Origin of the sequence: Streptomyces sp. NBC_00009, assembly GCF_045040855.1 — a bacterium.
Lineage (GTDB): Bacteria > Actinomycetota > Actinomycetes > Streptomycetales > Streptomycetaceae > Streptomyces > Streptomyces aureus.
Window position 1 is genome coordinate 1,883,239 of record NZ_CP108312.1, and the last position, 26,377, is coordinate 1,909,615.

At 69.7% G+C, this 26,377-nt stretch carries 18 protein-coding genes; 4 read left to right on the forward strand and 14 right to left on the reverse strand.

The features are described 5' to 3' along the window. Positions 1 to 25: 25 nt before the first annotated feature. Positions 26 to 631 carry a YdbC family protein gene (locus OHA58_RS08390; protein WP_405477901.1) on the reverse strand — a complete coding sequence of 202 codons (606 nt, stop codon included), beginning with the start codon at positions 629 to 631 and terminating at the stop codon, positions 26 to 28. 33 nt (positions 632 to 664) lie between these two features. After that, positions 665 to 1,489: an arylamine N-acetyltransferase gene (locus OHA58_RS08395; RefSeq protein WP_405477903.1), complete on the reverse strand. Its 825-nt coding sequence runs from the start codon at positions 1,487 to 1,489 to the stop codon at positions 665 to 667. A 100-nt stretch (positions 1,490 to 1,589) separates the two neighbouring features. Here OHA58_RS08395 and OHA58_RS08400 point away from each other — a divergent pair, with 100 nt between their 5' ends. Continuing rightward, positions 1,590 to 2,117 carry a TerD family protein gene (locus OHA58_RS08400; protein ID WP_405477905.1) on the forward strand — a complete coding sequence of 176 codons (528 nt, stop codon included), beginning with the start codon at positions 1,590 to 1,592 and terminating at the stop codon, positions 2,115 to 2,117. Between the two features lie 77 nt (positions 2,118 to 2,194). Here the strand turns inward: OHA58_RS08400 and OHA58_RS08405 are convergent, their stop codons facing one another. Together OHA58_RS08405 and nrdR are read right to left on the reverse strand one after the other, a co-directional pair. Continuing rightward, the gene (locus OHA58_RS08405) at positions 2,195 to 5,095 is read right to left on the reverse strand and encodes a vitamin B12-dependent ribonucleotide reductase (protein WP_405477907.1); all 2,901 of its coding nucleotides are present in this window, start codon (positions 5,093 to 5,095) and stop codon (positions 2,195 to 2,197) included. Between the two features lie 136 nt (positions 5,096 to 5,231). Further along, positions 5,232 to 5,777: a transcriptional regulator NrdR gene (nrdR, locus tag OHA58_RS08410; protein ID WP_405477909.1), complete on the reverse strand. Its 546-nt coding sequence runs from the start codon at positions 5,775 to 5,777 to the stop codon at positions 5,232 to 5,234. 516 nt (positions 5,778 to 6,293) lie between these two features. Between nrdR and lexA the strand changes: the two genes are divergently transcribed. Then, positions 6,294 to 7,079: a transcriptional repressor LexA gene (lexA, locus tag OHA58_RS08415; RefSeq protein WP_100591111.1), complete on the forward strand. Its 786-nt coding sequence runs from the start codon at positions 6,294 to 6,296 to the stop codon at positions 7,077 to 7,079. A 180-nt stretch (positions 7,080 to 7,259) separates the two neighbouring features. Here the strand turns inward: lexA and OHA58_RS08420 are convergent, their stop codons facing one another. From OHA58_RS08420 to OHA58_RS08440, 5 genes are all read right to left on the reverse strand, one after another. After that, the gene (locus OHA58_RS08420) at positions 7,260 to 9,242 is read right to left on the reverse strand and encodes an ATP-dependent DNA helicase (protein ID WP_405477911.1); all 1,983 of its coding nucleotides are present in this window, start codon (positions 9,240 to 9,242) and stop codon (positions 7,260 to 7,262) included. 40 nt (positions 9,243 to 9,282) lie between these two features. Further along, complete coding sequence (locus OHA58_RS08425; RefSeq protein ID WP_405477913.1) at positions 9,283 to 11,283, reverse strand: IucA/IucC family protein; 2,001 nt, start codon at positions 11,281 to 11,283, stop codon at positions 9,283 to 9,285. 57 nt (positions 11,284 to 11,340) lie between these two features. Next, positions 11,341 to 12,240 (reverse strand): GNAT family N-acetyltransferase, encoded by a 900-nt coding sequence (locus tag OHA58_RS08430; RefSeq protein WP_405477915.1) that lies wholly within the window; start codon positions 12,238 to 12,240, stop codon positions 11,341 to 11,343. 39 nt (positions 12,241 to 12,279) lie between these two features. Continuing rightward, positions 12,280 to 14,601 (reverse strand): IucA/IucC family protein, encoded by a 2,322-nt coding sequence (locus tag OHA58_RS08435; protein ID WP_405477916.1) that lies wholly within the window; start codon positions 14,599 to 14,601, stop codon positions 12,280 to 12,282. Positions 14,602 to 14,744: 143 nt separating this feature from the next. Continuing rightward, complete coding sequence (locus OHA58_RS08440; RefSeq protein ID WP_405477918.1) at positions 14,745 to 16,151, reverse strand: diaminobutyrate--2-oxoglutarate transaminase family protein; 1,407 nt, start codon at positions 16,149 to 16,151, stop codon at positions 14,745 to 14,747. 385 nt (positions 16,152 to 16,536) lie between these two features. On the opposite strand from OHA58_RS08440, the gene OHA58_RS08445 reads away from it, so the two are divergent. Next, positions 16,537 to 17,763, forward strand: coding sequence for a trypsin-like serine peptidase (locus tag OHA58_RS08445; protein WP_405477919.1), 1,227 nt, complete (start codon positions 16,537 to 16,539; stop codon positions 17,761 to 17,763). Positions 17,764 to 17,946: 183 nt separating this feature from the next. Beyond that, complete coding sequence (locus tag OHA58_RS08450) at positions 17,947 to 19,149, forward strand: trypsin-like serine peptidase (protein ID WP_405477921.1); 1,203 nt, start codon at positions 17,947 to 17,949, stop codon at positions 19,147 to 19,149. A gap of 94 nt (positions 19,150 to 19,243) precedes the next feature. Here the strand turns inward: OHA58_RS08450 and hflX are convergent, their stop codons facing one another. The 5 genes from hflX to OHA58_RS08475 all read right to left on the reverse strand — a co-directional run bounded on the left by hflX (position 19,244) and on the right by OHA58_RS08475 (position 26,352). Then, entirely contained in the window at positions 19,244 to 20,752 is a 1,509-nt protein-coding gene (hflX, locus tag OHA58_RS08455; protein WP_405477923.1) for a GTPase HflX, read from the reverse strand. 224 nt (positions 20,753 to 20,976) lie between these two features. Next, positions 20,977 to 22,455 carry a M1 family metallopeptidase gene (locus OHA58_RS08460; protein ID WP_405477925.1) on the reverse strand — a complete coding sequence of 493 codons (1,479 nt, stop codon included), beginning with the start codon at positions 22,453 to 22,455 and terminating at the stop codon, positions 20,977 to 20,979. Positions 22,456 to 22,522: 67 nt separating this feature from the next. Beyond that, complete coding sequence (locus OHA58_RS08465; protein WP_405477927.1) at positions 22,523 to 24,652, reverse strand: RelA/SpoT family protein; 2,130 nt, start codon at positions 24,650 to 24,652, stop codon at positions 22,523 to 22,525. 137 nt (positions 24,653 to 24,789) lie between these two features. Beyond that, positions 24,790 to 25,668, reverse strand: coding sequence for a diaminopimelate epimerase (dapF, locus tag OHA58_RS08470; protein ID WP_405477929.1), 879 nt, complete (start codon positions 25,666 to 25,668; stop codon positions 24,790 to 24,792). Positions 25,669 to 25,884: 216 nt separating this feature from the next. Next, a complete protein-coding gene (locus tag OHA58_RS08475; protein WP_227300606.1) occupies positions 25,885 to 26,352 on the reverse strand; it encodes a hypothetical protein in 468 nt (155 codons plus the stop codon). Between the last annotated feature and the right edge of the window lie 25 nt (positions 26,353 to 26,377).

Here is a 26,377-nt window from a genome sequence, read left to right on the forward strand (position 1 = left end):
GGCCCCTCTGCGTGGGCGATCCGGCTCACACCGTCCAGGAAGGTTCCAGGTGAACGATGTCTCCCGTGATCCCGGCGATGTCGGTCTCCGTCTGGGCGCGGGTCGAGAGCCGCTCCACGCGTTCGGCCTGGTACTTGCCGTGCTCGGCCACGGAGTGCCACATCGACAGGATCAGGAACTCGTTGCCCGGCGCCTCACCGAACAGTCCGCGCACCATCCCCGGGGAGCCGGCCATCGCGGGGTTCCAGACCTTCTCCTGCATGAGCGCGAAGTGCTCCTCGCGGTCGGCGTGCACCCGGCAGTGCGCGAGGCGCACCGTGTCCGCGTCCGTGAAACGCGGCTCGAAGCCCGTCTTCACGTCGAAGCGGTGGTCGAAGAGCTTCACTTGGATGTCTTTGTACGTGCCCGACTGGGCGGCGGCGAGCCGGTCGTGCGAGCGCGCCATGAAGGAGTCGTAGAAGGCGCGGCTCTCCCAGAAACCGAGGACATGGGCCACCCCCGGCCGATTTCTGCTCCAGCCCCCGCCCTGTCCCCGGAACCCCGGCTCCCCCAGAAGCCCCGCCCACTTTCGCTGCCCCCGCTCGAACCCGCGTCGGTCGGTCACGGTGCAGCGAATCCACTTGACCAGCACCGCGCCATCGTACGGCCCACGACGTGGGTTCGGTCACGCTCCGGCGCCGCACATCCAGATCAGTCGTGGCCCGTCCTCGTCACTCAGTTCGATCCCGAACTCATGGGCGAGCAGGTCGATCAACTCGCCTTCCCGTACGTCCCGTTCGTCCCGAGTGCCGTCAGGAAACTCGACCGACATCCGCATGTCGATGAGTGAGCGCTGGGTGTCGACGGCGGCACGCTGGACGACGGGGCGGTGGATGAAGGCGGACCGCGGATGCGTCGACGTGTAGTGGTTCATCACCACGTAGTCGACGGGATGGCGCTCCTCCAGGGTGAAGGCGTAGATCTCCTCCCAGCCGCCGGGGCGCAGGCTCCGCAGGACCAGAACGCCGCTGTCCTCCGGCACGAGGCCGAAGGTCCACGGCCCCTGACGTACCTCGATCCCGTCCCTCAGAGGGATCGGTTCGCGCAGCCCCTGGGCGCCGAAGCCCACGTCGCACAGCCACTCCTGGCCGTCCTCCACGGTGACGCGGGTCAGCATGTGGGTGACGGCGCGAATCGCCGTGGCGCCCACCCGGACTCGCGCCCCAAGTCCCGTCACGGAGTAGCCGATTCGCTCCAGGGCCGCCGCGAAGAGCAGGTTCTGCTCGTAGCAGTAGCCACCGCGGCGCTGTCGCACGAGCTTCGCCTGGAGGGCGGCGAGATCCAGGTTCACCGGCCGCCCGAGCATGATCTCCAGGTTCTCGAACGGGATCGACGCGATATGCGCCCGGTGCAGCGCGCGCAGCGTCTCCAGGTCCGGTTTCACATCTCCCGTGAAGCCGATTCGCGCCAAGTAGGCGTCGAGATCCAGCTCTTCCCCGTTCCAGTTCATGGTCACAATCGTAGGACGTAGCGTGTCCGTAGCAGTCATGAACAGTCATCAGAAGTCAGTCATCGACAGCCGTAACCAGCAGCCGAGGAGGGGGAGTTCGGTGAGCAGCTTCAAGAAGGGGCTCAAGAAGGTAGAGGTCGCGCTGAAATGGGACCCGAGCCCGATCGGCGCGCCGCCCCATGATCTCGACATCATCGCGGCGGCCTACACGTCCGACGATCCGGGCGGGGCACCGGCCTACGTCGTGCACTTCGACAGCCGCTCCCCCGACGGGACCATCACCCTCAACCGCGACAGCACGACCGGCCAGGGCTTCGGGTTCGACGAAGTCATGACACTGGAGCTGGAGCGCCTGTCGCCCTCCTACGCGCGCGTGGTCGTCGGTATCGCCATACAACAGGGGGAGCGGGCAACGGTGTTCGGAGCGGTGGCGAACACTTCGGTGCGGATCCGCGAGGGATACACCGACCTCGCGCAGAACGACTTCTCCGAAGTGGCCGATTCCACGGCGGCCGTGATAGCCGAGTTCGCGAGGGACGACTCCGGGGAGTGGGCCTTCCGCGAGGTCCTCCAGGGCTTCGACAGCGACCCGACCTCGTTCGCCGCCGCGATGGGCCGCGCACACTGAGCGCCCCGTGAACGCGGAACGGGTGAGGGGCGGCGGGCCTGTTGGCCCGCCGCCCCTCACCTCACTGCGTCAGCGGATCAGCTGCAACCGCTGGTCGAGCCGCAGCCCTCGCAGATGTAGCAGGAGCCGGCACGCTGCATCTTCGTGCCGCAGGAGAAGCACAGCGGAGCGTCCGCCTGGATGCCCAGCTGCATCTCCACGAGCTCGGCGCTGGTGTGCGCCTGCTGCGGAGCCGGCGCCACGGCCTCGGCCTTGGGGGCCTCGACGACAGCCTTCAGGGACTCGGTCTGCAGCGGGGCGGACTGGGCCAGACCCTCGACGTCGACCTCGACATCGTCGATGGACGGCTCGTACGAGCCCGTCTCCAGGTGACGCTGACGCTCCTCGGCCGAGTGGATGCCGAGCGCGGAGCGCGTCTCGAAGGGCAGGAAGTCGAGCGCCAGGCGGCGGAAGATGTAGTCGACGATCGACTGTGCCATCCGCACGTCCGGGTCGTCCGTCATGCCGGCCGGCTCGAAGCGCATGTTCGTGAACTTCGAGACGTACGTCTCCAGCGGGACGCCGTACTGCAGGCCTACGGAGACGGCGATCGAGAAGGCGTCCATCATGCCGGCGAGGGTGGAGCCCTGCTTCGACATCTTCAGGAAGACCTCGCCGAGACCGTCGTCCGGGTAGGAGTTGGCGGTCATGTAGCCCTCGGCGCCACCGACGGTGAAGGAGGTGGTGATCCCCGGGCGGCCCTTGGGCAGACGCTTGCGGACCGGACGGTACTCGACGACCTTCTCGACCGCGGTACGGATGGTCTCCTCGGCCTTGGCGGTGACCGCCTCCTTCTCCGTCTCCTTGGTCTTGGCGGAGAGGGGCTGGCCGACCTTGCAGTTGTCGCGGTAGATGGCGAGCGCCTTGACGCCCATCTTCCACGCCTCGAAGTAGACCTCTTCGACGTCCTCGACCGAGGCGGTCTCGGGCAGGTTGACCGTCTTGGACAGCGCGCCGGAGATCCAGGGCTGGATGGCGGCCATCATGCGGACGTGGCCCATCGCGGAGATGGAACGCTCGCCCATCGCGCAGTCGAACACCTCGTAGTGCTCGGTCTTCAGGCCGGGGGCGTCGATCACGTTGCCGTTGTCGGCGATGTGGGCGACGATCGCCTCGATCTGCTCCTCCTGGTAACCCAGGCGTCGCAGGGCCTGCGGGACGGTGCCGTTGACGATCTGCATCGAGCCGCCGCCGACCAGCTTCTTGAACTTGACCAGGGCGAGGTCGGGCTCGAGCCCGGTGGTGTCGCAGGACATCGCGAGACCGATGGTGCCGGTCGGGGCGATGACCGAGGCCTGCGCGTTGCGGAAACCGTTCTTCTCGCCGAGGCGGACGACGTCCTGCCAGGCCTCCGTGGCGGCGGCCCAGATCGGCGAGTCCAGGTCGTCCATGCGGACGGCCCTGGTGTTCGCGTCGGCGTGCTGCTTCATGACGCGCTGGTGCGGCTCGGCGTTACGGGCGTAGCCGTCGTACGGGCCGACGACCGCGGCGAGCTCGGCGGAACGCTTGTACGAGGTACCGGTCATCAGCGACGTGATGGAACCGGCCAGGGCGCGGCCGCCCTCGGAGTCGTACGCGTGGCCGGTGGCCATCAGCAGGGCGCCGAGGTTGGCGTAGCCGATGCCCAGCTGACGGAAGGCGCGGGTGTTCTCGCCGATCTTCTGCGTCGGGAAGTCCGCGAAGCAGATCGAGATGTCCATCGCGGTGATGACCAGCTCGACGACCTTGGAGAAGCGGTCGACGTCGAAGGACTGGTGGCCCTTGCCGTCGTCCTTCAGGAACTTCATCAGGTTCAGCGACGCGAGGTTGCAGGACGTGTTGTCCAGGTGCATGTACTCGCTGCACGGGTTCGAGCCGTTGATCCGGCCGGACTCTGGGCAGGTGTGCCACTGGTTGATGGTGTCGTCGTACTGGATGCCGGGGTCGGCACACGCCCACGCGGCCTCGGCCATCTTGCGGAAGAGCGACTTGGCGTCGACCTCCTCGATGACGTCACCGGTCATCCGGGCGCGCAGACCGAACTTGCCGCCGGTCTCCACGGCCTTCATGAACTCGTCGTTCACACGGACCGAGTTGTTGGCGTTCTGGTACTGGACGGACGTGATGTCGTCGCCGCCCAGGTCCATGTCGAAGCCCGCGTCACGCAGCGCGCGGATCTTCTCCTCTTCCTTCACCTTGGTCTCGATGAAGTTCTCGATGTCGGGGTGGTCGACATCGAGGATGACCATCTTGGCCGCGCGGCGCGTGGCGCCACCCGACTTGATCGTTCCTGCGGAGGCGTCGGCACCACGCATGAAGGAGACGGGACCCGAGGCGTTGCCGCCCGAGGACAGCAGTTCCTTGGAGGAACGGATCCGCGAGAGGTTCAGGCCGGCGCCGGAGCCGCCCTTGAAGATCATGCCCTCTTCCTTGTACCAGTCGAGGATCGACTCCATGGAGTCGTCGACGGCCAGGATGAAGCAGGCGGAGACCTGCTGGGGCTGCGGCGTACCGACGTTGAACCACACCGGAGAGTTGAAGCTGAAGATCTGGTGCAGGAGGGCATACGCCAGCTCGTGCTCGAAGATCTCGGCGTCGGCGGGCGAGGAGAAGTACTTGTAGTCCTCTCCGGCCTTTCGGTACGTCTTCACGATCCGGTCGATGAGCTGCCTGAGGCTCACCTCGCGCTGCGGGGTGCCGACCGCGCCGCGGAAGTACTTGCTGGTGACGATGTTGACCGCGTTCACCGACCAGAAGCCGGGGAACTCGACGCCACGCTGCTCGAAGTTGATCGAGCCGTCGCGCCAATTGGTCATGACGACGTCACGGCGCTCCCACTCCACCTCGTCGTACGGATGCACGCCGGGAGTCGTGTGGATGCGCTCGATACGCAGCCCCTTGTTGGCCTTGGCTCCCTTGGCGCGGGAACCTCGTGCCGGGCCACTCGTCGTCTCTGTCATGCCGCCTCCCTATACCGGGCTAAAACGCCCCGAAGTGCCTCGATCTTCCCGTGGCACGGTGTGTGTCTTGTATTGCGGACGCCGCTCTTGCCGCCCGCAACAGGTCTGAATGGCCGCCGACCGACCCCTGGGCCGGTCAGTCGGCAGCGGTGGCGGGCACGGGGACTTCGACAGTCCCTCCGGGCCCGCAGTCACATGGTTCGCGCTCTCCGCCCGCGCCACCCCGGCTCACACCGGGCAGCTGTTCCCTCAGCTCCGCGATGGCCGAGTCGAAGTCCTCCAGCGAATTGAACGCCCGGTACACGGACGCGAAGCGCAGGTAGGCGACGAGGTCGAGTTCCTGAAGCGGGCCGAGTATGGCCAGACCCACGTCATGAGTGGTCAGCTCCGCGCTGCCGGTGGCACGCACCGCCTCTTCGACCCGCTGGCCGAGCTGGGCGAGGGCGTCCTCGGTGACGGGGCGACCCTGGCATGCCTTGCGGACGCCGTTGATCACCTTCGTACGACTGAAGGGTTCGGTCACCCCGCTCCGCTTGACCACCATGAGCGAGCACGTCTCCACGGTCGTGAAACGACGGGAGCAGTCGGGGCACTGGCGGCGCCTGCGGATCGACGTGCCGTCGTCGGTGGTGCGACTGTCGACGACACGGCTGTCGGGGTGCCTGCAGAAGGGGCAGTGCATGGAACTCCAACCCTCCTTCACAGCACGACTCAATGGCCTCGGGAGGCCCTTCAGGCCCCTCGAAGCAGCCCCAAGCATAGGCGATGACGGAGACCGCGACGGACCGGGGACCACAACTTCTGGGCTGCTGATGCAATCCAACCACTAGATCTGGGGTTTGGTCGCAAATTCGCCCCCACGCGTGTCGCTTTCACCTCGCGAACACCGGGGCGGGAGCGCGCCCATGACGGATGCGCGCAGATCACGGGCGGCGGCACACGGAGAGGGGGCCGGTTCCGGGTTGACGGACCACCGGATGGCACACTGGGAGCCCCACGGAGTGGGTCACGACCTCGGCGGTGAAGCGTACCGTAATGAACCGAATTGCCACTCCGGCGAAGCGCAAGGCATACACCCAGGCACATGATCACGACAAGCAATCTACGATTTTTCACTCGAACGTGTGTTTGGCGCAACCTTTCGAAAGCAACTACCGTTGGCTAGCTAGGGAGAACATCTCGAGAGGGGCCGACCGACGTGACCACCACCGCAGACAGCGCCACCATCACTGCCCAGGACCGTTCCCAGGGCCGACTCGAGCCGGTGCATGCCATGAATGACGCATCCATGAGCGCGGAGGGGCCAAAGCCCGCGCGCTCCCTGCCGGGCCGACCTCCCGGAATCCGGGCGGACAGCTCGGGGCTCACGGACAGGCAGCGCCGCGTCATCGAGGTGATCAGGGACTCCGTGCAGCGGCGTGGTTACCCGCCGTCGATGCGGGAGATCGGCCAGGCGGTGGGCCTGTCGAGCACCTCGTCGGTCGCGCACCAGCTGATGGCCCTCGAGCGCAAGGGCTTCCTGCGCCGGGACCCGCACCGCCCCCGCGCCTACGAGGTCCGTGGCTCCGACCAGCCGAGCGCGCAGCCCACGGACACCGCGGGCAAGCCGGCCGCGTCGTACGTCCCGCTCGTCGGCCGCATCGCCGCCGGTGGCCCGATCCTCGCGGAAGAGTCCGTCGAGGACGTGTTCCCCCTCCCCCGGCAGCTGGTCGGTGACGGCGAGCTGTTCGTCCTGAAGGTCGTCGGTGACTCGATGATCGAGGCCGCGATCTGTGACGGCGACTGGGTCACGGTCCGCCGCCAGCCTGTCGCGGAGAACGGCGACATCGTCGCCGCGATGCTCGAGGGCGAGGCCACCGTCAAGCGTTTCAAGCGCGAGGACGGCCATGTGTGGCTGCTGCCGCACAACTCCGCGTACCAGCCGATCCCCGGTGACGAGGCGACGATCCTCGGCAAGGTGGTGGCCGTTCTGCGGCGAGTGTGACGCCGCACCCCTGACCGGGCCCCGGAACCAACTGCGCCGGTTCCGGGGCCCTGCTGTGTCCTGGGCCTGTCGAGCGCCCTTTCCCTGCCGTGTCTTTGGCCTGCCGTTTGCGGGGCCAGATGCGTGGGCGGAGCTCCGGGTGCCCGCAGCTCCGCCCACGCGTCCGCATGGTCCGCGCGGCTACGCGGTCTCTTCGGCTTCGGCGGTCGCCTTCGCATCGATCGCGGCCAGCGAGCGCCGCACCTGGTTCTGGTCCGTCGTGTACCAGAAGTCCGGCATCGAGGCCCGCAGATAGCTGCCGTACCGGGCCGTCGCCAGCCGCGGGTCCAGGACCGCTACGACGCCGCGGTCCCCCGTCGCCCGTACGAGACGGCCCGCGCCCTGGGCCATCAGCAGGGCCGCGTGCGTCGCCGCCACGGCCATGAAGCCATTGCCGCCGGCGTCCTCGACGGCCTTCTGCCGGGCGCTCATCAGCGGGTCGTCGGGCCGCGGGAACGGGATCTTGTCCATGACGACGAGCTGACAGCTGGCGCCCGGAACGTCCACGCCCTGCCACAGGGAGAGCGTGCCGAACAGACACGTCTTCGGGTCGGCCGCGAACCCCTTGATCAGTTCGCCGAGCGTCTCCTCGCCTTGGAGCAGGATCGGGTACTCGGGGAGCCGGGTCCGCAGCTCCTCCGCCGCGGCCTGGGCGGCGCGCATCGACGAGAAGAGCCCCAGCGTCCGGCCACCGGCGGCCTGCATCAGCTCGGCCAGCTCGTCCATCATGTCGCTGCGGGTGCCCTCACGGGCGGGGCGTGCCAGGTGCTTGGCGACGTACAAAATGCCCTGCTTGCGGTACTCGAACGGCGATCCGACATCGACGCCCTTCCACTGCGGCAGGCCCTCGCCCTCCTGGCCCTCGGGGGCCAGGCCCAGAGAGGCACCCACCCCATTGAAATCGCCGCCCAGCTTGAGTGTCGCCGAAGTCAGCACGACGGACCGCTCCGCGAAGAGCTTCTCCCGCAGCAGGCCAGACACCGACATGGGGGCCACTCTGAGGGACGCGCCGAAGCGGTCGTGTCGCTCGTACCAGACGACGTCGTATTCGGAGCCGTTCGTGATGCGCTCGGCCACGTCATGGATGCTCTCCACTGAGGCCAGGGCCTGCTTGCGTACCGCGTCCTCGTCCTGGACGGACTTGTCGCGTGTGGTGCCCAGGGCCGAGATGACGGTCCGGGAGGCGTCCCGCAGCGCCATCAGCGCGTAGCCGAGGTCCTCGGGGACCTCCTCCAGACGGCCGGGCAGCGCCAGCTCCATGAGCCGCTCGAAGCCCTCGGCTGCGGTCTGGAGCTGATCGGCCGCCTTCTCGTTGACGAGCTTGGCGGACCGGCGCACCGCGCGGTTCACCTGCCCCGGGGTCAGCTCTCCGGTCGCCACACCCGTGACCCGGGAGACGAGCTCGTGCGCCTCGTCCACGATCAGTACCTCGTGGGACGGCAGGACAGGCGCTCCTTCGATGGCGTCGATCGCCAGGAGCGCGTGATTCGTGACGATCACATCGGCGAGCTTGGCCCGCTCTCGGGCCGCCTCGGCGAAGCACTCCTGTCCGTACGCGCACTTGGTGGCGCCCAGGCACTCCCTGGAGGAGACCGACACCTGGGACCAGGCCCGGTCGGAGACTCCGGGGGTCAGATCGTCCCGGTCGCCGGTCTCCGTCTCGTCGGCCCAGTCCCGCATCCGCAGCAGGTCCTGGCCGAGCTTGCTGGTCGGAGCGGCCGCTTCGAACTGGTCGAAGAGCCCCTCCTCCTCGTCCTGCGGGGCTCCTTCATGGAGGCGGTGCAGGCACAGATAGTTCGACCGGCCCTTGAGCATGGCGAACTGGGGGCGCCGGCGCAGCAGGGGGTGCAGCGCGTCGACCGTGCGCGGCAGATCCCGCTCGACGAGCTGGCGCTGGAGGGCCAGCGTGGCCGTCGCGACCACGACCCGCTCCCCGTGCGCCAGGGCAGGGACCAGGTAACCGAGGGACTTACCGGTACCTGTGCCTGCCTGTGCGAGCAGGTGGGAACCGCCGTCGATCGCCTCGGCGACGGTCTCGGCCATGGTCACCTGGCCAGGTCGTTCCGTACCGCCGACGGCGGCGACGGCGGCGTGCAGGAGCTCGGGGAGGGAGGGCTTCGTCATAGCTCGACCACCCTACGGGGCACCACTGACAATCCCGCGATCAAGGCTGGTGCAGTGGATTGGGCACCGTGCCGTGCACGGCCGCGTGGGGGCGCTGCGACCGGTCGCGGTAACCGTCCAGGTGCAGTCGGTTGCGATTGAGGCAGAGCCGCTCGATACGGGGAGTGAGGAGGTCGAACATCTCGTACCGCTCCTTGAGCTCGGGGAAGCGCGCCTGATGCCGCACGATCTCTGCGCGCACCAGGGACCAGAACTTCTCTTCCGTGACCCCCAGTTGCTTCTCGCACAGGGGCGCCAGATACCGGAAGACGCCGACGAAGAGCCCTGAGTGGATGAACTGGGTCAGGAAGGCGGGCGGCTCGGTGAGCAGGATCTCGCGTACGTCGTGCGGCATGCGGTCGTGTTCGGGCAGCGGCTCGGCGCTCACGTTCACGTCGTCGACGAAGTCCTTCACCGCGAGCCGCACCGGCACGTCGTGGTCGTCGAAGACGACGATGGCGTTCTCCCCGTGCGGGGAGAACACGGTGCCGTAGCGGTAGAGGAAGTGCAGAAGCGGGGGCAGCAGGGCCGCGAAGAGCCGGCGCAACCACACCTCGGGGGTCAGCCCGGATCGGGCGACGAGCTCTCCGGTGAATGCCCGGCCGTGCGGGTCCACGTGGAGCAGGGAGGCCAGGGTGCGGGCCCGCTCGCCGGGGGCGAGATACCGGGAGACCGGTTCGCGCCAGATGGCGCCCAGCAACTCCTTGTACTGATACGGGACTTCTTCGAGGCCGTCGTATGCGGGGTGCTCGACGGCGACCGAAGCCACCTCTCCCAGGAGGATGACCCCGCAATCGTCCTTCAAGAAGGGGTCTGTTTTGCGGAGGGAGTGCATCCACGCCGTGACCGACGGTGCCGCGAGCGTGCGCTCTGTGGGCAGGCCGCGCCACACAAGGGTGTTGAGTACGGACAGTGGGAGCTTCACCGTGTGGCGGTCGGGGCGCGAGATGTTGAGGAACGTACGGATGGACTGCTGGGGCAGGCGCACGTCGCCGTCGGTGGGGAGCGCCACGATGGCGTCCGTCGCGACGGGGCCGGCGAAGAGCGGCAGCACGATGTTGTTCCACTGCCACGGGTGTACTGGTAGGTACAGGTAGGCCTGCGGGTCCAGGCCGCGCTCCCGGAGGGCTTCGGCGAAGGAGTCCCGCGCCGCCGGGGAGAGCTCGCGGTCGTACAGCTGATCGGCTGTCGCCAGGTCCGCGACGCCTCTGTAGGCGGCGATCCTCGTGTGGACGGCGATCCACGGGAGGGCCCCGGGGATACGGGCCTCGGGGGCCCAGCGGGCCGTGTCGGAGGCCGAGAACCCCAGGCGGCCCTTGTTGAGGACGAGCCAGGGGTGGCCGGTCTGGTGGCCTTCCAGTTCGGCGTATCCGAGCTCGGCGAGCTGGGCCGCGGTGAGCGCGGTGTGGTCGAGACGGGCGTCGGCGGCGAGGGTGACGGTGAGCTCGCGGATGAGATGCCCGAGCGTGGCGCCGTCGAGGCCGAGGACGTGCTTGGCGCGGAGGAGGAAGACGAGGGGGTCGGTAAAGCGTTCCGGCGGGTTTGTTGCGGGGAGCGAGGGCTTGGGCTCGGCGGCTTCCGCGTCCTTGTCCGCGTCCTTGTCGGTCTGTGCGGCGCGGCCGACGGTCTCGGCGGGGCGGCCGGCGATCTCGTCTGGTAGGCCGGCGATCCACTGGATGCTGCCGGGATCTACGAGCCAGCTGCCGTAAGCGCCCCGGCGGGCCCTGAACCGGAACGCGCTGCCGGGCGGCATGTGGGCGCCCTCGACGGGGAGGGTGTAGAGGTCTGTCCATCCTGGCCCCGGACCCGGCCGCCCATGCTCCGGCTCCGGCCACGGCTCCGGCTCACGTTTCGGTTCGATGATCTCCTCGTACGCGAACTCGCCGATCATCTTCGCCAGCAGCCGGGCTGCTGCGCGCTCCCAGTTCTCGGAGGTCAGCTCCGCTGGGTCGTACAGAGCGGGGGACGCTGCGGAAGTCTGGGGCTCGGACGGATTCGGCACGGCGACTCCTCGGGAGGGAACCGGATCGGGGTGAGCGGTGTACTAAGAGTGACGGGCTCACAGCAGAGCGCGCAGGGCCCGGTCTCGGATCATCAGTGCGGCCCGTTTGTCGGGGAGGTCCACCTCGGCGGAGAAGCGGAAACCAGCACTCAAGAACGCTGATACGGAGGGGGTGTTGCGGAGGTCCGGCTCTGCGACGACACGAGCGCAGGGCGGGCGGTGGTCGAGTACGAGGTCGGCGACGGCCTTGAGCAGTCCTGTGCCGAGTCCTCGGCCGCGGTTGGCGACACCACCGATGAGGAGGTGAACACCGGTGTCGTTCGGGCGGGCGGGGTAGTGGCGGGCCAGTGGGTCGAGGTCGGCGCGGTAGATCTCCCAGTAGCTCATCGGGGTGCCGTCCAGTACGCCGAGGCAGGGGACGCTGCGCCCGTCGCCGTCCAGTTGGGGGCGGAGATGGTTCTCCGTGACGCTCTCCGGGCCTTCAAGTTCCCAGAAGGCGGCCACGGCTGGGTCGTTCATCCAGCGACTGATCAGCGGCAGGTCGCGTTCAATACGGACGGGAACCAGCTGGAAGACGCCGGAACGTGTGGTGACCGGTCCCCACGCTCCGACGTTGTCGAGCAGGTCGTCGTCCGCCAGGGCCGTCGAGGTGCCGCCGGGTGCGTGTGTTCGCGTTCCGTCACCTGTGTACCCGTACCCGGAGGGGCCTGCACCGCTCCCCTGGCCTGCGCTGCCGTTGGCCTGTCCGCCGGTTCCACCCTGTCCGGCGATCAGGTCGAGGAGTTCGTCGGGCAGACGCAGGTCCAGGGTGTCGGCGGCGTCCGCGCCTGCGCCGGGGTCGGAGCCTGTGGGCTCGTCGGCGCCGGGGCCCGTGTCGGCGATCTCGTCGGTGACGGCATCAGTAGGGGCGGTGGCGGGCGTGGCTCCGGCGTCGGTGCGCGCGTCGGTGGATGACACGGCGACGTTCCTCTCAGCGGATGGGGTGGGGCATGTTCCTCAGGAATGGAGGGGGTTGGCGATGGTGACGTAGACGGACTGGGTGTCGACGGGACCGACGAGTTCGTCGAGTCCGTGCAGGCGGGTGAGGAGGTTGGCCTTGCAGCGCAGGGCCGGGGAGTCGAGGAGGTATCCGGGCAGTGGGGTGCGGAGCTTGTCCGGGCCCGACGCGACATCGGAGAGGAACCCGCGGAAGGCTGCGAGCAACAGCCTTTCGTCCGCCAGCTGTTGGGAGCCGAAGGCGCCGATGAGACCGAAGACGTTGTTGATCCCGAGGTAGTAGGCGAACCTCTCGTCGGTGACGTCGTCGGAGACGAAGGTGTCGCTGTGGCTGCCGATGCCGGGCAGCCGGCCGTCCAGCTCGGCGCGCCTGGACTCGCGGAAGTAGTAACCCTGGTTGTCGCGGTAGCGGCCGCCGACGGGCCAGCCTTCAGGGTCGAGCAGCAGCAGCGTGTTCTGCTGATGGGCCTCCAGGGCCACGCCGGCGGTGCTGTCGAGCCAGAGCACGGGGCGTACGACGTGTTCGAGGTAGCGCAGGAACCACTCGGCGGCGACAGCGCCGCGGGGGCGTCCGGTGCGGCCGGCGAGGCGGGTGATCGTCTCGGCGAGGCGGGAGCGCATGAGCTGGCGGTCCCGTTGCCCGTGGGGCGCGGCCGGGGGTCTGGGTGACACGAAGCCGGCGATGCAGGCTGCGTCGTCTCCGGGTACGAACGGGTTGTTCCGGATCATCACGTCCAGGCCGGGCACCGGTTCGCCGTCCGGGCAGTTGACGGCGAGCCAGGCCGGGTCGCGGACGATGTCGAATCCGGGGTGGGCGGCCTGCCACTGCTCGAAGAGCCCTGTGCACAGCAGTCGGTGGACCTCGACGCCGCGGTGGAGTTCCTTACGGAGGTTCTCCCGACGGGAGTTGGTGATGCGCAGGCCGAGCGAGAGCTTCAGCATGGCCGACGCATCGGGCCGGTAGAGGGTACGGACGGAGGAGGTGGGGTACCAGGAGGCGCCGTGCGGACCGAGGTCACGCAGAAGGCCGGCGTCGAGGAGGGCCGCAGTCTGGGGGCGGTGCTTGAGCTCGCGAACCTGCCAGGGGTGCAGGGGCAGCGCGGCGTGGCCGTCGGGCAGGGGCAGTTCCGTCCCCGCGAGTTGGAGGGTGAGCTGGTCTGCCGGGAGTGGGCGGCCCCGCTGGGTCCAGGCCGAGTCCATCGCGAGCACCGAGCGGTTCACCGCCATCCAGTGCACAGGGAAGGATCCCTGCAACTCGGGTGAGTAGAGCCGGGATTCGGCCTCGGACAGGCCCTCGCGACTCTTAGGGGTGGGGTGCAGGGGGTGGCCGAGCAGGAGGGACTGTTCGGCGGCCAGGAAGAGGTCGGTCGTGTCGCGGGGGTTGCTGCGGCGGTGGGCGATGAAGTCGGCGGTGCGGCGAATCGAGTCAGCGACGCGCCCCACCAGGTCGGCTCCGTCGCCTGAGGGGGTGGGGTGGGAGGGGTTAGGGGTGGCGGGGGGAGACGGCTCGGGGCGTGTGGCCTCGGGGCGGGGGGCCTGCGCCTCCGGGTAAGAGGTCTCGCCGCTGACGTCGGGCTGCGCGACGGGGTCGGCGTGCGGACGCGGGGCCTCGGGTGCGGCGGTAACGGCGACGGCCTCGGGGGTGGCCGGGACGTTCGGCGTGGGCGGCGCGGAGACGCTCGGGTTCGGCGCCGAGGCGGTCGGAGCCGGCGCCAGGGCAGTCGGAATCGGTGTCGGCGACTCCGGCCCGCCTGGGGCGCCGGATGCGGTGTCCGGCGTGCCCGCCGACCCCGGAACGGCGCCCTCCCGTCGGGGGGCATCACCGCCGCTTCCGCCGCCGCCCCTCACCTGGACACCGACACCACCACCCACCTCGGCCGCGCTTCCCGGGCCCGATGCCTCGCGGCTCAGGAGGGCGGCGACCGTGACGGCGTCGACGCGCGGGGCGTCCAGTGGGCCGTCCTGGAGATGGGGCATGCCGAACCGGTGCCAGCCGGTCGCGGACCAGTAGTGGACAGGGATGAGGAGGGCGGTGCCACTTGCGGGCAGAGGAATACGCAGAGTGCCGTGCGGGGGTTCGGCCAGATCGTTCTCCCGCACCCAGCAGCGGAGCAGGTTCTCGACGGCCGCGGCCTGGGCCGCGGTGCCGGGGTCGGGATGCTCCAGCAGGTCGGCGGTGGAGCCGTGCAGATGCTCGGCCTCCTGGCTGCCGTCCTTCTGCCGGGGGACCGTCCCGCGTTCCGGGGCGAGTTGGGGCTGCGTGTCGCAGGCTCCGGTCGCCTGGGGGCGGTGTCGGTCGTCGGGTGCGGGATTGGCGTTCAACGGGGCTTCCTTGTGGGGTAGTTGACTCCGTGATGCGGTGGTCCGGACTGTCCGGTGTTCCGCTGCTGTCCGTGGTGGTCCGTGTCGTGGTGGCCCTGGCCTGGTGGGTGTGGGGCTTCAGGGCGGGGCCGGTCCCGGCTGGGCTATCCGCGATGGGTGCGGGCCGCCTCGGCCAGGGCGTCGGCGAGACGCTCGACGACGGCGGCAGCCTGTTCATCGGTGATCGTGAGGGGCGGCAGAAGGCGTACGACGCTGGAGTGGCGGCCGCCGAGTTCGACGATGAGTCCACGGCGGAGGCATTCGCGCTGCACGGACGCGGCGAGTGCGGGCGCGGGAGGATGTGGGCTCACGTCGGATGCGGCTGGCCGGTCCGGGTCCTGGGTGGCGCCTACGTCGACCAGTTCGACGCCGATCATCAGGCCGCGGCCCCGCACGTCCCCGATGCAGGGGTGTTCGGCGGCGAGGCCCTGGAGCTGGCCCACCATGCGGGCGCCCAGGAGGGCGGCGCGTTCGGCGAGACGGTTCTCCCGGACATAGGCGAGGGTCGCGGCGCCGGCGGCCATGGCGAGCTGGTTCCCGCGGAACGTGCCGGCGTGGGCCCCGGGTTGCCACACGTCGAGGTCGTCCCGGTAGACGACGACGGCCAGGGGAAGGCTGCCGCCGATCGCCTTGGACAGGACCATGACGTCGGGCACCACGCCGCTGTGTTCGACGGCCCAGAACGCGCCGGTCCTGCCGACGCCGGTCTGGACCTCGTCGGCGATCAGCGGGATGGAGCGTGCCGCGGTGAGTTCACGCATCCGGCGCATCCAGGCGTCGGGCGCGGGAATCACCCCGCCTTCCCCCTGGACGGGTTCGAGGATCATGCCGGCGGGGTGCGGCACCCCCGACTTGGGGTCATCGATGAGGGATTCGGTCCAGCGCGCGGAGAGTTCGGCGCCGCGCTCACCGCCGACACCGAAGGGACAGCGGTAGTCCTGTGGAAAGGGCAGCCGCGCGACTCTGACGTCCTGCGCCCCGCCGGACGCTTCGAGCGCCCCCGCAGTCATCCCGTGATAGGCGCCGGTGAAGGCGAGCATTCCGCTGCGGCCAGTGGCCGTGCGGACGAGTTTCAGGGCGGCCTCCACCGCGTCGGTGCCGGCCGGTCCGCAGAACTGGATCCGTGCCCGCTCGGCGAGCCCGGCGGGCAGCGTACGGAAGAGTTCCGTCGTGAAGGCGTCCTTCACCGGGGTGGCCAGATCGAGCACATGCAGGGGGGCGCCGGAGTCGAGTACGCGTCTGATCGCTTCGAGCACGACAGGGTGATTGTGGCCGAGGGCCAGCGTGCCCGCACCGGAGAGGCAGTCGAGGTACCGGCGTCCGTCGGCGCCCTCGATCGTCAGGCCGCGTGCCCGCACGGGCACGATCGGCAGGGCGCGCGCATAGGTGCGGGCCGCCGATTCCCGCGCGGACTGCCGCCGCAGGATTCCCTCTTGGGCAGCGCCCTCACGGGCGGCGCCCCCCTCATACCCCGCGGACACCGCCGCGGGCGCAGGCTCGGTGACGGCCACGACTGTTGGTCCTCCCCTGGATCCCGCTGGATCCGGTCGAATTCTCGGTACGGGGGGATCAGTTGACGTATGGGTGTCCGGGGCGGAACCCCAAGGACCGAGCGACGACGGCGAATCCCCCGTACGTACCAACGACGGTGACTGCGCTGGATCACGGGTCGGCGGAAATTCCTTGTCCTTGGAAGATCCATGCCGTGACGGAACCGTTGCCGTTCCGTGGGTAGTCCCCCACAGCGCGCGCATAGGGTGGGTTGCCGTTCGACGGAGGGCGGAGGGTTCGGTCGCGGGGCAGCGAGGCACATCAAGTGCCCAGCGTGGCGCGACGGGTTCACGACCGCCGGCGGCCGGCACTGCACAGTTCTCGAAGCCCAGGGGGATTCACGACATGCGACCCATACGTCCGCTCTTGACCGTTCAGCGCGGGAGGAGCGCGCGCCGCAGAACCTCCCCCGTGGCGGCCGCTCTCGCCATCGGTGCGGCGCTCGCGCTCACCGCCACCGCGTGCGGTCCCGGCGACGACAACGCGGACTCGAAGCCGACCGCGTCCGCGACGCAGGGCGGCAGTGACAAGATCCAGATCCCGGACGACATCAAGGACCGGCTCAAGGAGCACGGTATTGATCTGGACAAGTGGAAGAACGGCGAGTGGAAGAACTGGGACAAGGACAAGTGGCTGCGTGAGGCGCAGGACTACGTCAACCCCATCATCGACGGTCTGTGGGACCCGGACCGGATGCGTGACGCCGACAAGAACCCGGACAACGAGGTCGACGACAACGACATCTCGGGCGACCAGGGCGTGACGGACCCGACGCCGCAGCCGGTGAAGGCCGCGGCTGTCGGCACGCCGTACCACGACAGCGCGCCGTACGCCGGAAAGCTCTTCTTCGACGGCCCCGAGGGCTCGATGGTCTGCTCGGCGACGGTCGTCACGGACCCCGCGCACCCGGGCAAGTCGAACATGGTGTGGACCGCGGGCCACTGCGTGCACGCCGGCAAGAACGGCGGTTGGTACCGCAACATCGCCTTCGTGCCCTCGTACAACAACGCGGGCCTGTCGGACGAGCAGCTCAAGACCGCCACCAAGGAAGAGGTCGCTCCGTACGGCGTCTGGTGGGGCGCGTGGGCGCAGACGTCCGACCAGTGGATCGAGCAGGGCGGTCCGACGGGCGGGCAGGGCGCGCCGTACGACTTCGCGGTCATCCAGGTCACGCCGGAGAAGGGCAGCGAGGGGAAGTCCCTTGAGGAGGCGGTCGGTACGGCCGTGCCGGTCGACTTCAACGCGCCCGCGGTGCCGAAGATCGCGACGCTGACGGCGAAGGGCTACCCGGCTGCGCCGCCGTACGACGGCCAGACGCTGTTCCAGTGCGCCGACAAGCCGGGCCGGCTCTCGCTCGCGAAGGCCGAGCCGACGATGTACCGCATCGGGTGCACCATGACCGGCGGTTCCTCCGGTGGCGGCTGGATCGCGCAGGGCTCCAGCGGCAAGCCGTCGCTGGTGTCGAACACGTCGATCGGCCCGGTGACGGCCGGCTGGCTCGCGGGCCCGCGCCTCGGCAAGGAGGCCAAGGGGATCTACGACGCGGTCAGCAAGAAGTACGCCGGCCAGTAGGACTGGCAACGCCAGTAGGCGGGCAGCGGGCGGCGGCGGGGTGACGAAACCTTCACCACCCCGCCGCCGTTCGCCCTCAACTCCACAGGCATAGTGGGGTGCTGCGTCCGAGATCTCCGCACGGAGCTCACATCGGACCTGACAAGCTCATGACACATTCGCTTCATCGGGGGTAACAGCACCATGCGTTCCACACGTCCGTCATCCAAGTGGAGCCGGGGCCGTCGCAACGTCTTCGCCGCTACGGGGCTCGCCGCGGCCCTGGCGCTCACCGCCACGGCCTGCGGTCCGAGCGACGACAAGACGAGTGACAAGTCGGCCGCCACGGCTGCGCAGGGAGCCGACAAGGGATCCGACGGCAAGCTGCCCGGGGGCATCGCCGACCAGCTCAAGAAGCACGGCATCGACCCGGACAAGTGGCAGAACGGCGCCTGGAAGAACTGGGACAAGAGCGACTGGCTGCGCGAGGCCAAGGACTTCGTCAACCCGGTCATCAAGGACCACTGGAAGCCCGAGCGGATGAAGTCCGCCAAGGACCCGGACAAGACAATCGCCGCGAAGGACGCGTCGGCCGACCAGGGCGCCACGGACCCTGAGCCGCAGCCCGTCAAGGCCGTGCCCGAGAAGACCCCGTACCACGAGAACGCCGCCCCGGTCGGCAAGGTCTTCTTCGACTCGCCCGAGGGTTCGATGGTCTGCTCCGGCACCGTCGTGAAGGACCCGCGCAACCCGGGCAAGTCCAACCTCGTCTGGACCGCGGGCCACTGCGTGCACGCGGGTGCGGCGGGCGGCTGGTACCGCAACATCGCCTTCGTCCCGGCCTACAACGACCTGGGCAAGTCCGAGGCGCAGCTGCAGAACGCCGCCCCGCAGGAGATCGCCCCGTACGGCACCTTCTGGGCCGACTGGGCCTCCACCTCCAACGAGTGGATCGACACGGGCGCCGAGTCGGGTGGTGCGGGCGCTCCGTACGACTACGCGGTGCTGCACGTGAAGCCGGAGCAGGGTTCCAAGTCCCTCGAGGAGACCGTCGGCAACGCGCTGCCCGTCGACTTCTCCGAGCCCGCCGTCCAGTCGGTCGGCAGCATGGGCGCCTGGGGCTACCCGGCCGCGCCGCCGTTCAACGGCCAGCTGATGCACAAGTGCATCGACCGCCCGGGCCGTCTGTCCCTCAGCCCCGACATGCCGACGATGTACCGCATCGGCTGCACCATGACCGGCGGTTCGTCCGGTGGCGGCTGGTTCCGGATGGTCGACGGGAAGACGCAGCTGGTGTCGAACACGTCGATCGGCCCGGCCGAGAACACCTGGCTGGCCGGACCGCAGCTGGGCAAGGGTGCCCAGCAGGTCTTCGACACGATGAGCGAGAAGTACGGCAGCCAGTAACCGCCGGCTTCACCGAACGAACGAGGGCCCGCCCCCAGGAAGTTGGGGGCGGGCCCTCGCCATCGGCACAGGATGCCTGGCTGCTGCCGGAGCGTCAGCTCGCGGCCGCCGCCAGGAGGTACGGCGCGAACTCGGCGGCGAGTTCCTCGTGCACCCGCGCGTTGAGCAGCGTGCCGTCCGCGGTGTGCTCCTCGGAGATCACCTCGCCGTCGGCGTGCGCACGCGCGACCAGCTGGCCGTGCGTGTACGGCACGAGCGCCTCGATCTCGACCTCGGGACGCGGCAGCTCGTCGTCGATGATCGCGAGCAGCTTGTCCATGCCGAGCCCGGTGCGGGCCGACACCGCGATCGCGCGCTTCTCGATGCGCAGCAGCCGCTGGAGGACGAGCGGGTCGGCCGCGTCCGCCTTGTTGATCACCACGATCTCGGGCACCTTCGTGGCGCCCACGTCCCGGATGACCTCGCGTACGGCGGCCAGCTGCTCCTCCGGCGCCGGGTGCGATCCGTCCACGACGTGCAGGATCAGGTCGGATTCACCGACCTCCTCCATCGTGGAGCGGAACGCCTCGACGAGGTGGTGCGGCAGGTGCCGGACAAAACCGACCGTGTCGGCCAGTGTGTAGAGACGGCCGCTGGGGGTCTCGGCCCTGCGGACGGTCGGGTCGAGGGTGGCGAACAGTGCGTTCTCCACCAGGACGCCGGCGCCCGTCAGGCGGTTGAGCAGGGACGACTTGCCCGCGTTGGTGTATCCGGCGATGGCCACCGAAGGCACCTTGTTGCGCTTGCGCTCCTGGCGCTTGATGTCGCGGCCCGTCTTCATGTCCGCGATTTCCCGGCGCATCTTCGCCATCTTCTCGCGGATCCGTCGCCGGTCCGTCTCGATCTTGGTCTCACCGGGACCACGGGTGGCCATGCCGCCGCCGGAGCCGGAGGAGCCACCGCCACCCATCTGCCGGGAGAGCGACTGACCCCAGCCGCGCAGTCGCGGCAGCATGTACTGCATCTGTGCGAGGGCGACCTGCGCCTTGCCCTCTCGGGACTTGGCGTGCTGGGCGAAGATGTCGAGGATCAGGGCGGTCCTGTCGACCACCTTGACCTTGACGACATCCTCGAGGGCGATGAGCTGACCGGGGCTGAGCTCACCGTCGCAGACGACAGTGTCGGCACCGGTCTCGAGCACGATGTCCCGCAGCTCCCGCGCCTTGCCCGAGCCGATGAAAGTGGCCGGGTCCGGCTTGTCGCGGCGCTGGATGACGCCGTCGAGCACCAGGGCGCCGGCGGTCTCGGCGAGAGCGGCGAGCTCCGCGAGGGAGTTGTCCGCGTCGTTGACGGTTCCCGAGGTCCACACACCGACGAGCACGACCCGCTCCAGGCGGAGCTGCCGGTACTCGACCTCGGTGACGTCCTCGAGCTCGGTGGACAGGCCCGCGACGCGGCGCAGGGCCGCGCGCTCGGAGCGGTCGAACTGGTCGCCGTCCCGCTCTCCGTCGATCTCGTGGCTCCAGGCGACGTCCTCTTCCATCAGGGCATCGGCCCGAAGACCTTCGGGGTTGTTCTGCGCGAAGCTCTGCGCGTCCTGGGAAGGGGAAGAAGAGGAGGTCATTGGATCCTTACGTCGAGGTGTTCGGAATGTGTGACGGTCCGCGCATGACGGCGTGGTCCTTCGAATGGCACAACGTCCCGGGCCGTCCGTAGATTCCCGGGCCGGCCGTGCCGCCGACCTGAAGATGGTCGCACGGCACGGCCCGTCTCGTCACCCGACTTATTGCCCGCCGGCGCCGGGCCCGAAGCCTGTCCTGGCTAGGCTGTTTGCCGCCGGTCGATGGCCTATCCCCTGGCCGGCTTCGCCTTCTCCACCGGCGTCGACTTCCAGTCCGGGTGCCCCGGCATCGGCGGCGTCTTCTTGCCGTACAGCCAGGCCCGGAAGAAGCCCTGGAGATCGCGGCCGGAGGTCTGCGAGGCGAGGCTGATGAAGTCCGCCGTGCTCGCCGCGCCGTCACGGTGCGTGCGCACCCAGTCGCGCTCCAGCCGCTCGAAGGCCGGGGTGCCGATCTCCTGGCGGAGCGCGTAGAGCACGAGGGAGCTGCCGTCGTAGACCACGGGCCGGAAGATGCTGATCTTCTGGCCCGACTTCGGGCCCTTGAGGGCGGCAGGCGGGCCACCTGCGGCGCGCCAGCCGTCCGAGGCGCGGTAGGCCTCGCGCATGCGCTTGGCCATGGACTGGTGCCCCTTCTCCTGGGCGTAGAGGGCTTCGTACCAGCTGGCGTGGCCCTCGTTCAGCCACAGGTCGGACCAGGTGCGCGGGCTGACGCTGTCGCCGAACCACTGGTGCGCCATCTCATGGACCATGATCGAGTCGATGTACCAGGCGGGGTACGCGGGCTCCGTGAAGATCTGCCTCTCGAAGAGGGAGAGCGTCTGGGTCTCCAGCTCGAAGCCGGTCCGGGCCTGGGCGATCAGAAGGCCGTAGTTCTCGAAGGGGTAGCGGCCGACCTTCCCTTCCATCCAGGCGAGCTGGGCGGGCGTCTTCTTGAGCCACGGTTCGAGGACCTTGCGGTCCTTGGCGGGCACCACGTCACGGACGGGCAGCCCGTGCGGCCCCTCGCGGTGCAGCACCGCGGAGCGACCGATCGAGACCTGCGCCAGCTCGGTGGCCATGGGGTGGAGGGTGCGGTACGACCAGCTGGTGTCCGCTCCGTGGCGCATCTTGAGGAAGGGCACCCCGTTGGCGACGACCGTCAGCGCCTTGGGGGCGGTGACCCGGAACGTGAACAGGGCCTTGTCCGAAGGGTGGTCGTTGCTCGGGAACACGCGGTGCCCGGCGTCGGCCTGATTGGCCATGGCAAGACCGTCCTTGGTCTGCACCCAGCCGCCCTCCTCCTTGCCGGGTACCGGGTTGCTGGTGTGCCGCACGGTGATCTCCAGCGGGGCGCCTTCCGGGACGGCGGTCTCGGGCGTGACGACCAGGTCCTCGTCGCTGGTGTCGAACCGCGCGGGCCTGCCGTTGACCTCTACGGAGCGGACGGTTCCGTGCGAGAAGTCGAGATTCACCTGCTCGAGGCGGGCGGTCGCCGTGGCCTCGATCTTGGTGACGGCGTCGAGCGGCTTCTTGTTGTCACCGCGGTACGTGAACGCGATGTCGTACGACTCCACGTCGTAGCCCGGATTGCCGAGGTGCGGGAAGAGCCGGTCGCCGATGCCCAGCGGGACGGCCGACGGCGGCGCGCTCGCGGCGAGAAGTGCGGTGGAGGCGGCCGCGGCGACGAGCGCGGTGCCCATGCGGATGGTGCGGGGGGTGAGCAGCATGAACAACGGCTACCAGCGTGCGCGTCCGGACTCCGGCGGGACGCGCCACACCCACCCGAACGAGACCCTACGAGGTGGTCTGGGCGGAGTGCTGTGCGCGGCTGACGTCGTACACCCCCGCGATGTTGCGCATGGCGCGCATCAGTCCGGGCAGCGTTGTCGCGTCGGGGAGTTGGAGCGTGTAGGTGTGGCGTACGCGGCCCTGGGTCGGCGGTTCCACGGTCGCCGAGATCACGGCGACGCTCTCCAGGGCGATGGCTTCGGTGAGATCGGCCAGCAGATGCGGCCGGCTGAACGATTCGGCGATCAGGGAGACCCGGCACTCCGTGGTGTCGCCCCAGTGCACGCCGACCTCGGCGCGTCCCGCGCTCTTCATGCGCGCCACGCCGTGACACTCCGCGCGGTGCACGGTCACGACACCGCCGCGTACGGCGAAGGCGGTCACCGCGTCGGGCGGCACGGGCGTGCAGCAGCCCGCGAGGCGGACCGTGGCGCCCGGTTGGTCCACGACGGCGTTCGCCTCGCCGGGGCGGCCCGCGGGCGCGCCCTGAGGCGTCCTGGGGGCCGACTCCGGGGCGCGCCTGCCCTCGGGCTCGGGCTGGGGCGTGGCCGGGTGGGTCGTGAGCCAGCGCCGGATGGCGATGCGCGCGGCGGGTGTACGGGCGTGGTCGAGCCAGTCCCTGGAGGGCTCGGAGGCGGGGTCCTGGCCCATGAGGAGCTGGACGGTGTCCCCGTCGCTCAGGACCGTGCTGAGCGTCGCCAGCCGGCCGTTGACCCGGGCTCCGATGCAGGCGTGCGCGTCCTCGCCGTACTGGGCGTACGCGGCGTCGACGCAGCTGGCGCCCGCGGGCAGGCCGAGCGTGCCGCCGTCGGGCCGGAAGACGGTGATCTCGCGGTCCTGGGCGAGGTCTTCGCGCAGCGTCGACCAGAAGGTGTCCGCGTCCGGGGCGGCCTCCTGCCAGTCGAGGAGGCGGGAGAGCCAGCCGGGCCTGGTCGGGTCGGCACGCTCCCCCGTGCTGTCCGTCTGCTCGTCCGCAGGGGGTGCGTAGGGATTGCCGAGCGCGACGACCCCGGCCTCGGCGACCTTGTGCATCTGGTGGGTACGGATGAGGACTTCGGCGACCTCGCCGTCGCCGCGCGACACGGCGGTGTGCAGTGACTGGTACAGGTTGAACTTCGGTACGGCGATGAAGTCCTTGAACTCCGAGACGACGGGCGTGAAGCACGTGTGCAGCTCGCCGAGGACCCCGTAGCAGTCGGCGTCCTCACCGACGAGTACCAGCAGACGCCCGAAGTCCGCTCCGCGCAGCGTTCCCCGCTTGCGTCTCGCCCGGTGCACGGAGACGAAGTGCCGTGGCCTGATCAGCACTTCGGCCGTGATCCCGGCGTCCTTCAGGACGACGCGGGCGTCCTCGGCGATCTCCGCGAGGGGATCGGTGTCCCGCGCCTCGTTGGCCGCGGTGAGCTCGCGGGTCTCCGTGTACTCGTCGGGGTGCAGGATCGCGAAGACGAGGTCCTCGAGCTCGGTCTTGAGTGCCTGGACGCCGAGGCGTTCCGCGAGCGGGATGAGGACGTCCCGGGTGACCTTGGCGATGCGCGCCTGTTTCTCGGGGCGCATCACGCCGAGGGTGCGCATGTTGTGCAGCCGGTCGGCGAGTTTGATCGACATGACCCGCACGTCGTTGCCGGTGGCGACGAGCATCTTGCGGAAGGTCTCGGGTTCGGCGGCCGCTCCGTAGTCGACCTTTTCGAGCTTGGTCACGCCGTCGACGAGATAGGCGACCTCTTCGCCGAATTCCGTACGCACCTGATCGAGCGTCACCTCGGTGTCCTCGACGGTGTCGTGGAGGAGGGACGCGGTCAGTGTCGTCGTCTCGGCGCCCAGCTCGGCGAGGATCAGCGTCACGGCGAGCGGGTGTGTGATGTAGGGCTCGCCGCTCTTGCGCATCTGTCCCCGGTGGGAGGACTCGGCCAGGACGTACGCCCGGCGCAGCGGCTCCAGGGGCGCTTCCGGGTGGTGGGCGCGGTGGGCCTCGACCACGTGACCGATCGCGTCGGGCAGCCGGTTGCCCGCGGCGGGGCCGAGGAGCGCGGCCCAGCCGATGCGGCGCAGGTCGATCCGGGGGCGGCCGCGCCTGCGGTGCGCGCCCGGTGTGATCGGGCCCGGCGTAGCGGGATTGGTCGCCTCCGCACTCATGAGCACCTCCGGCTGCGTCGACCGGCGGCGGTCTGCGGGGTTCCCGCCCGGGCCGGTGCTTGATGCTACCGAGCCCATCACGTGGAGCAGTCCCCCTCTCGCCCAGCGTGAAACGGATCACCCATTCGAGCGAACGTTCAGGGGTTTACGGTTTCGAGACCCGTCAGCCAGTCCGTGTCGATCTCTCCCTCGGCGACGATCACCGCGGGTCCCGTCATCTCGATCTCGCCGTCGGCCCGCTCCGTGATCACGAGCCGTCCGCCGGGCAGGTCCACGGCGTACGTCACCGGCGATCCGGTGGCCGCCGGGTCCAGGCCGTCCCTGCGGGCCGCCGCGACAGCCACGGCGCACGCACCCGTGCCGCACGAGCGGGTCTCGCCCACGCCGCGCTCGTGGACCCTCATGGCGACGTGGCGGGGGCCGCGGTCGACGACGAATTCGACGTTCACCCCGTCCGGGTAGGCCGTGGCCGGGGTGAAGGGCGGGGCGGTGAAGAGGTTGCCGGCCTGGGCGAGGTCGTCCACGAAGGCGACGGCGTGGGGGTTCCCCATGTTCACGTTGCGCGCGGGCCAGCTGTGGTCGGCGACGCTGACGGTGACATCCCCTTCGGGGAGGAGGGCCTTGCCCATGCCGACCGTGATGTTGCCCTCCTTGTCGATGTGCACGCTCTTCACGCCTCCGCGCGTGGCCACCGTGAGGTCGCCCTCGCCGACATGACCGGCGCGCTGGAGGTAGTGGGCGAACACACGCACGCCGTTGCCGCACATCTCGGCGATCGAGCCGTCGCCGTTGCGGTAGTCCATGAACCACTCGGCCTGGGAAGCCAGGTGCCGCGCGTCGGGGTGGGCGGCGGAGCGCACCACGTGCAGCAGGCCGTCGCCGCCGATTCCGGCGCGGCGGTCGCACAGGGCTGCGACGGCCGCCGGGGGCAGCTCCAGGGCGTTCTCCGGGTCGGGGACGATCACGAAGTCGTTCTCGGTCCCGTGACCCTTGAGGAAGGCGATCCGCGTGCTCATTCCTCGATCGTACGGGGTGGCGCCGACAACCCGTCGGGACGGCCCGGTACGTGGACCAGGGTCTTTCGTTTGGATCAGGCTGGATCAGGGAGCGGGGTCATGGGGGTCCCCCCTGCTCGAGCGAAGCCGAGAGCTCGGGGGAGTCGGTGATTGACGACAACGCCGCAGATGCGCGTGCCAGACCCCGCGAGCCCAGCCTGATCCAAACGAAAGGCCCTAGCGCAGGCGGGCGACGCGCCACACGGCGAGGACGGCGACGGCGGCGACCACGACCGCGTACGCGCCGACGACCCGCCAGTCCGGGCGACGGCCCGATCCGCGGGCCGGGAAGCCGGGCCAGGTGTAGCCGACGCGGCGCGCGGCCATCATTCCCCAGCCGGCGGCGCAGGAGCTGATCAGCAGCCCCAGCATGGCCACGACGGCCCCGCCGTCCCCGAACTCGAAGAAGAGCGGGAACGCGAACATCAGGGAGCCGATCGCGGAGAGGATCACGATGGGCGCGAGCTGCCACAGGCGCAGGCGGCGCTGCGGGCGCAGCTCCACCTCGACCTCGGCGCCCCCGGCCTGCGATGCGAGCTCCTCGGCCGTGGGGCCGTCGGCGATCACACCGTCCGGGGTCGCGTCCGGTCCGTCAGGGCTCAGCTGTTCCCCGCCGGGTGCGGTGTCACGAGGGCCGGCCTCCATCGCCACGCGCCCTCCCACTTCGGAC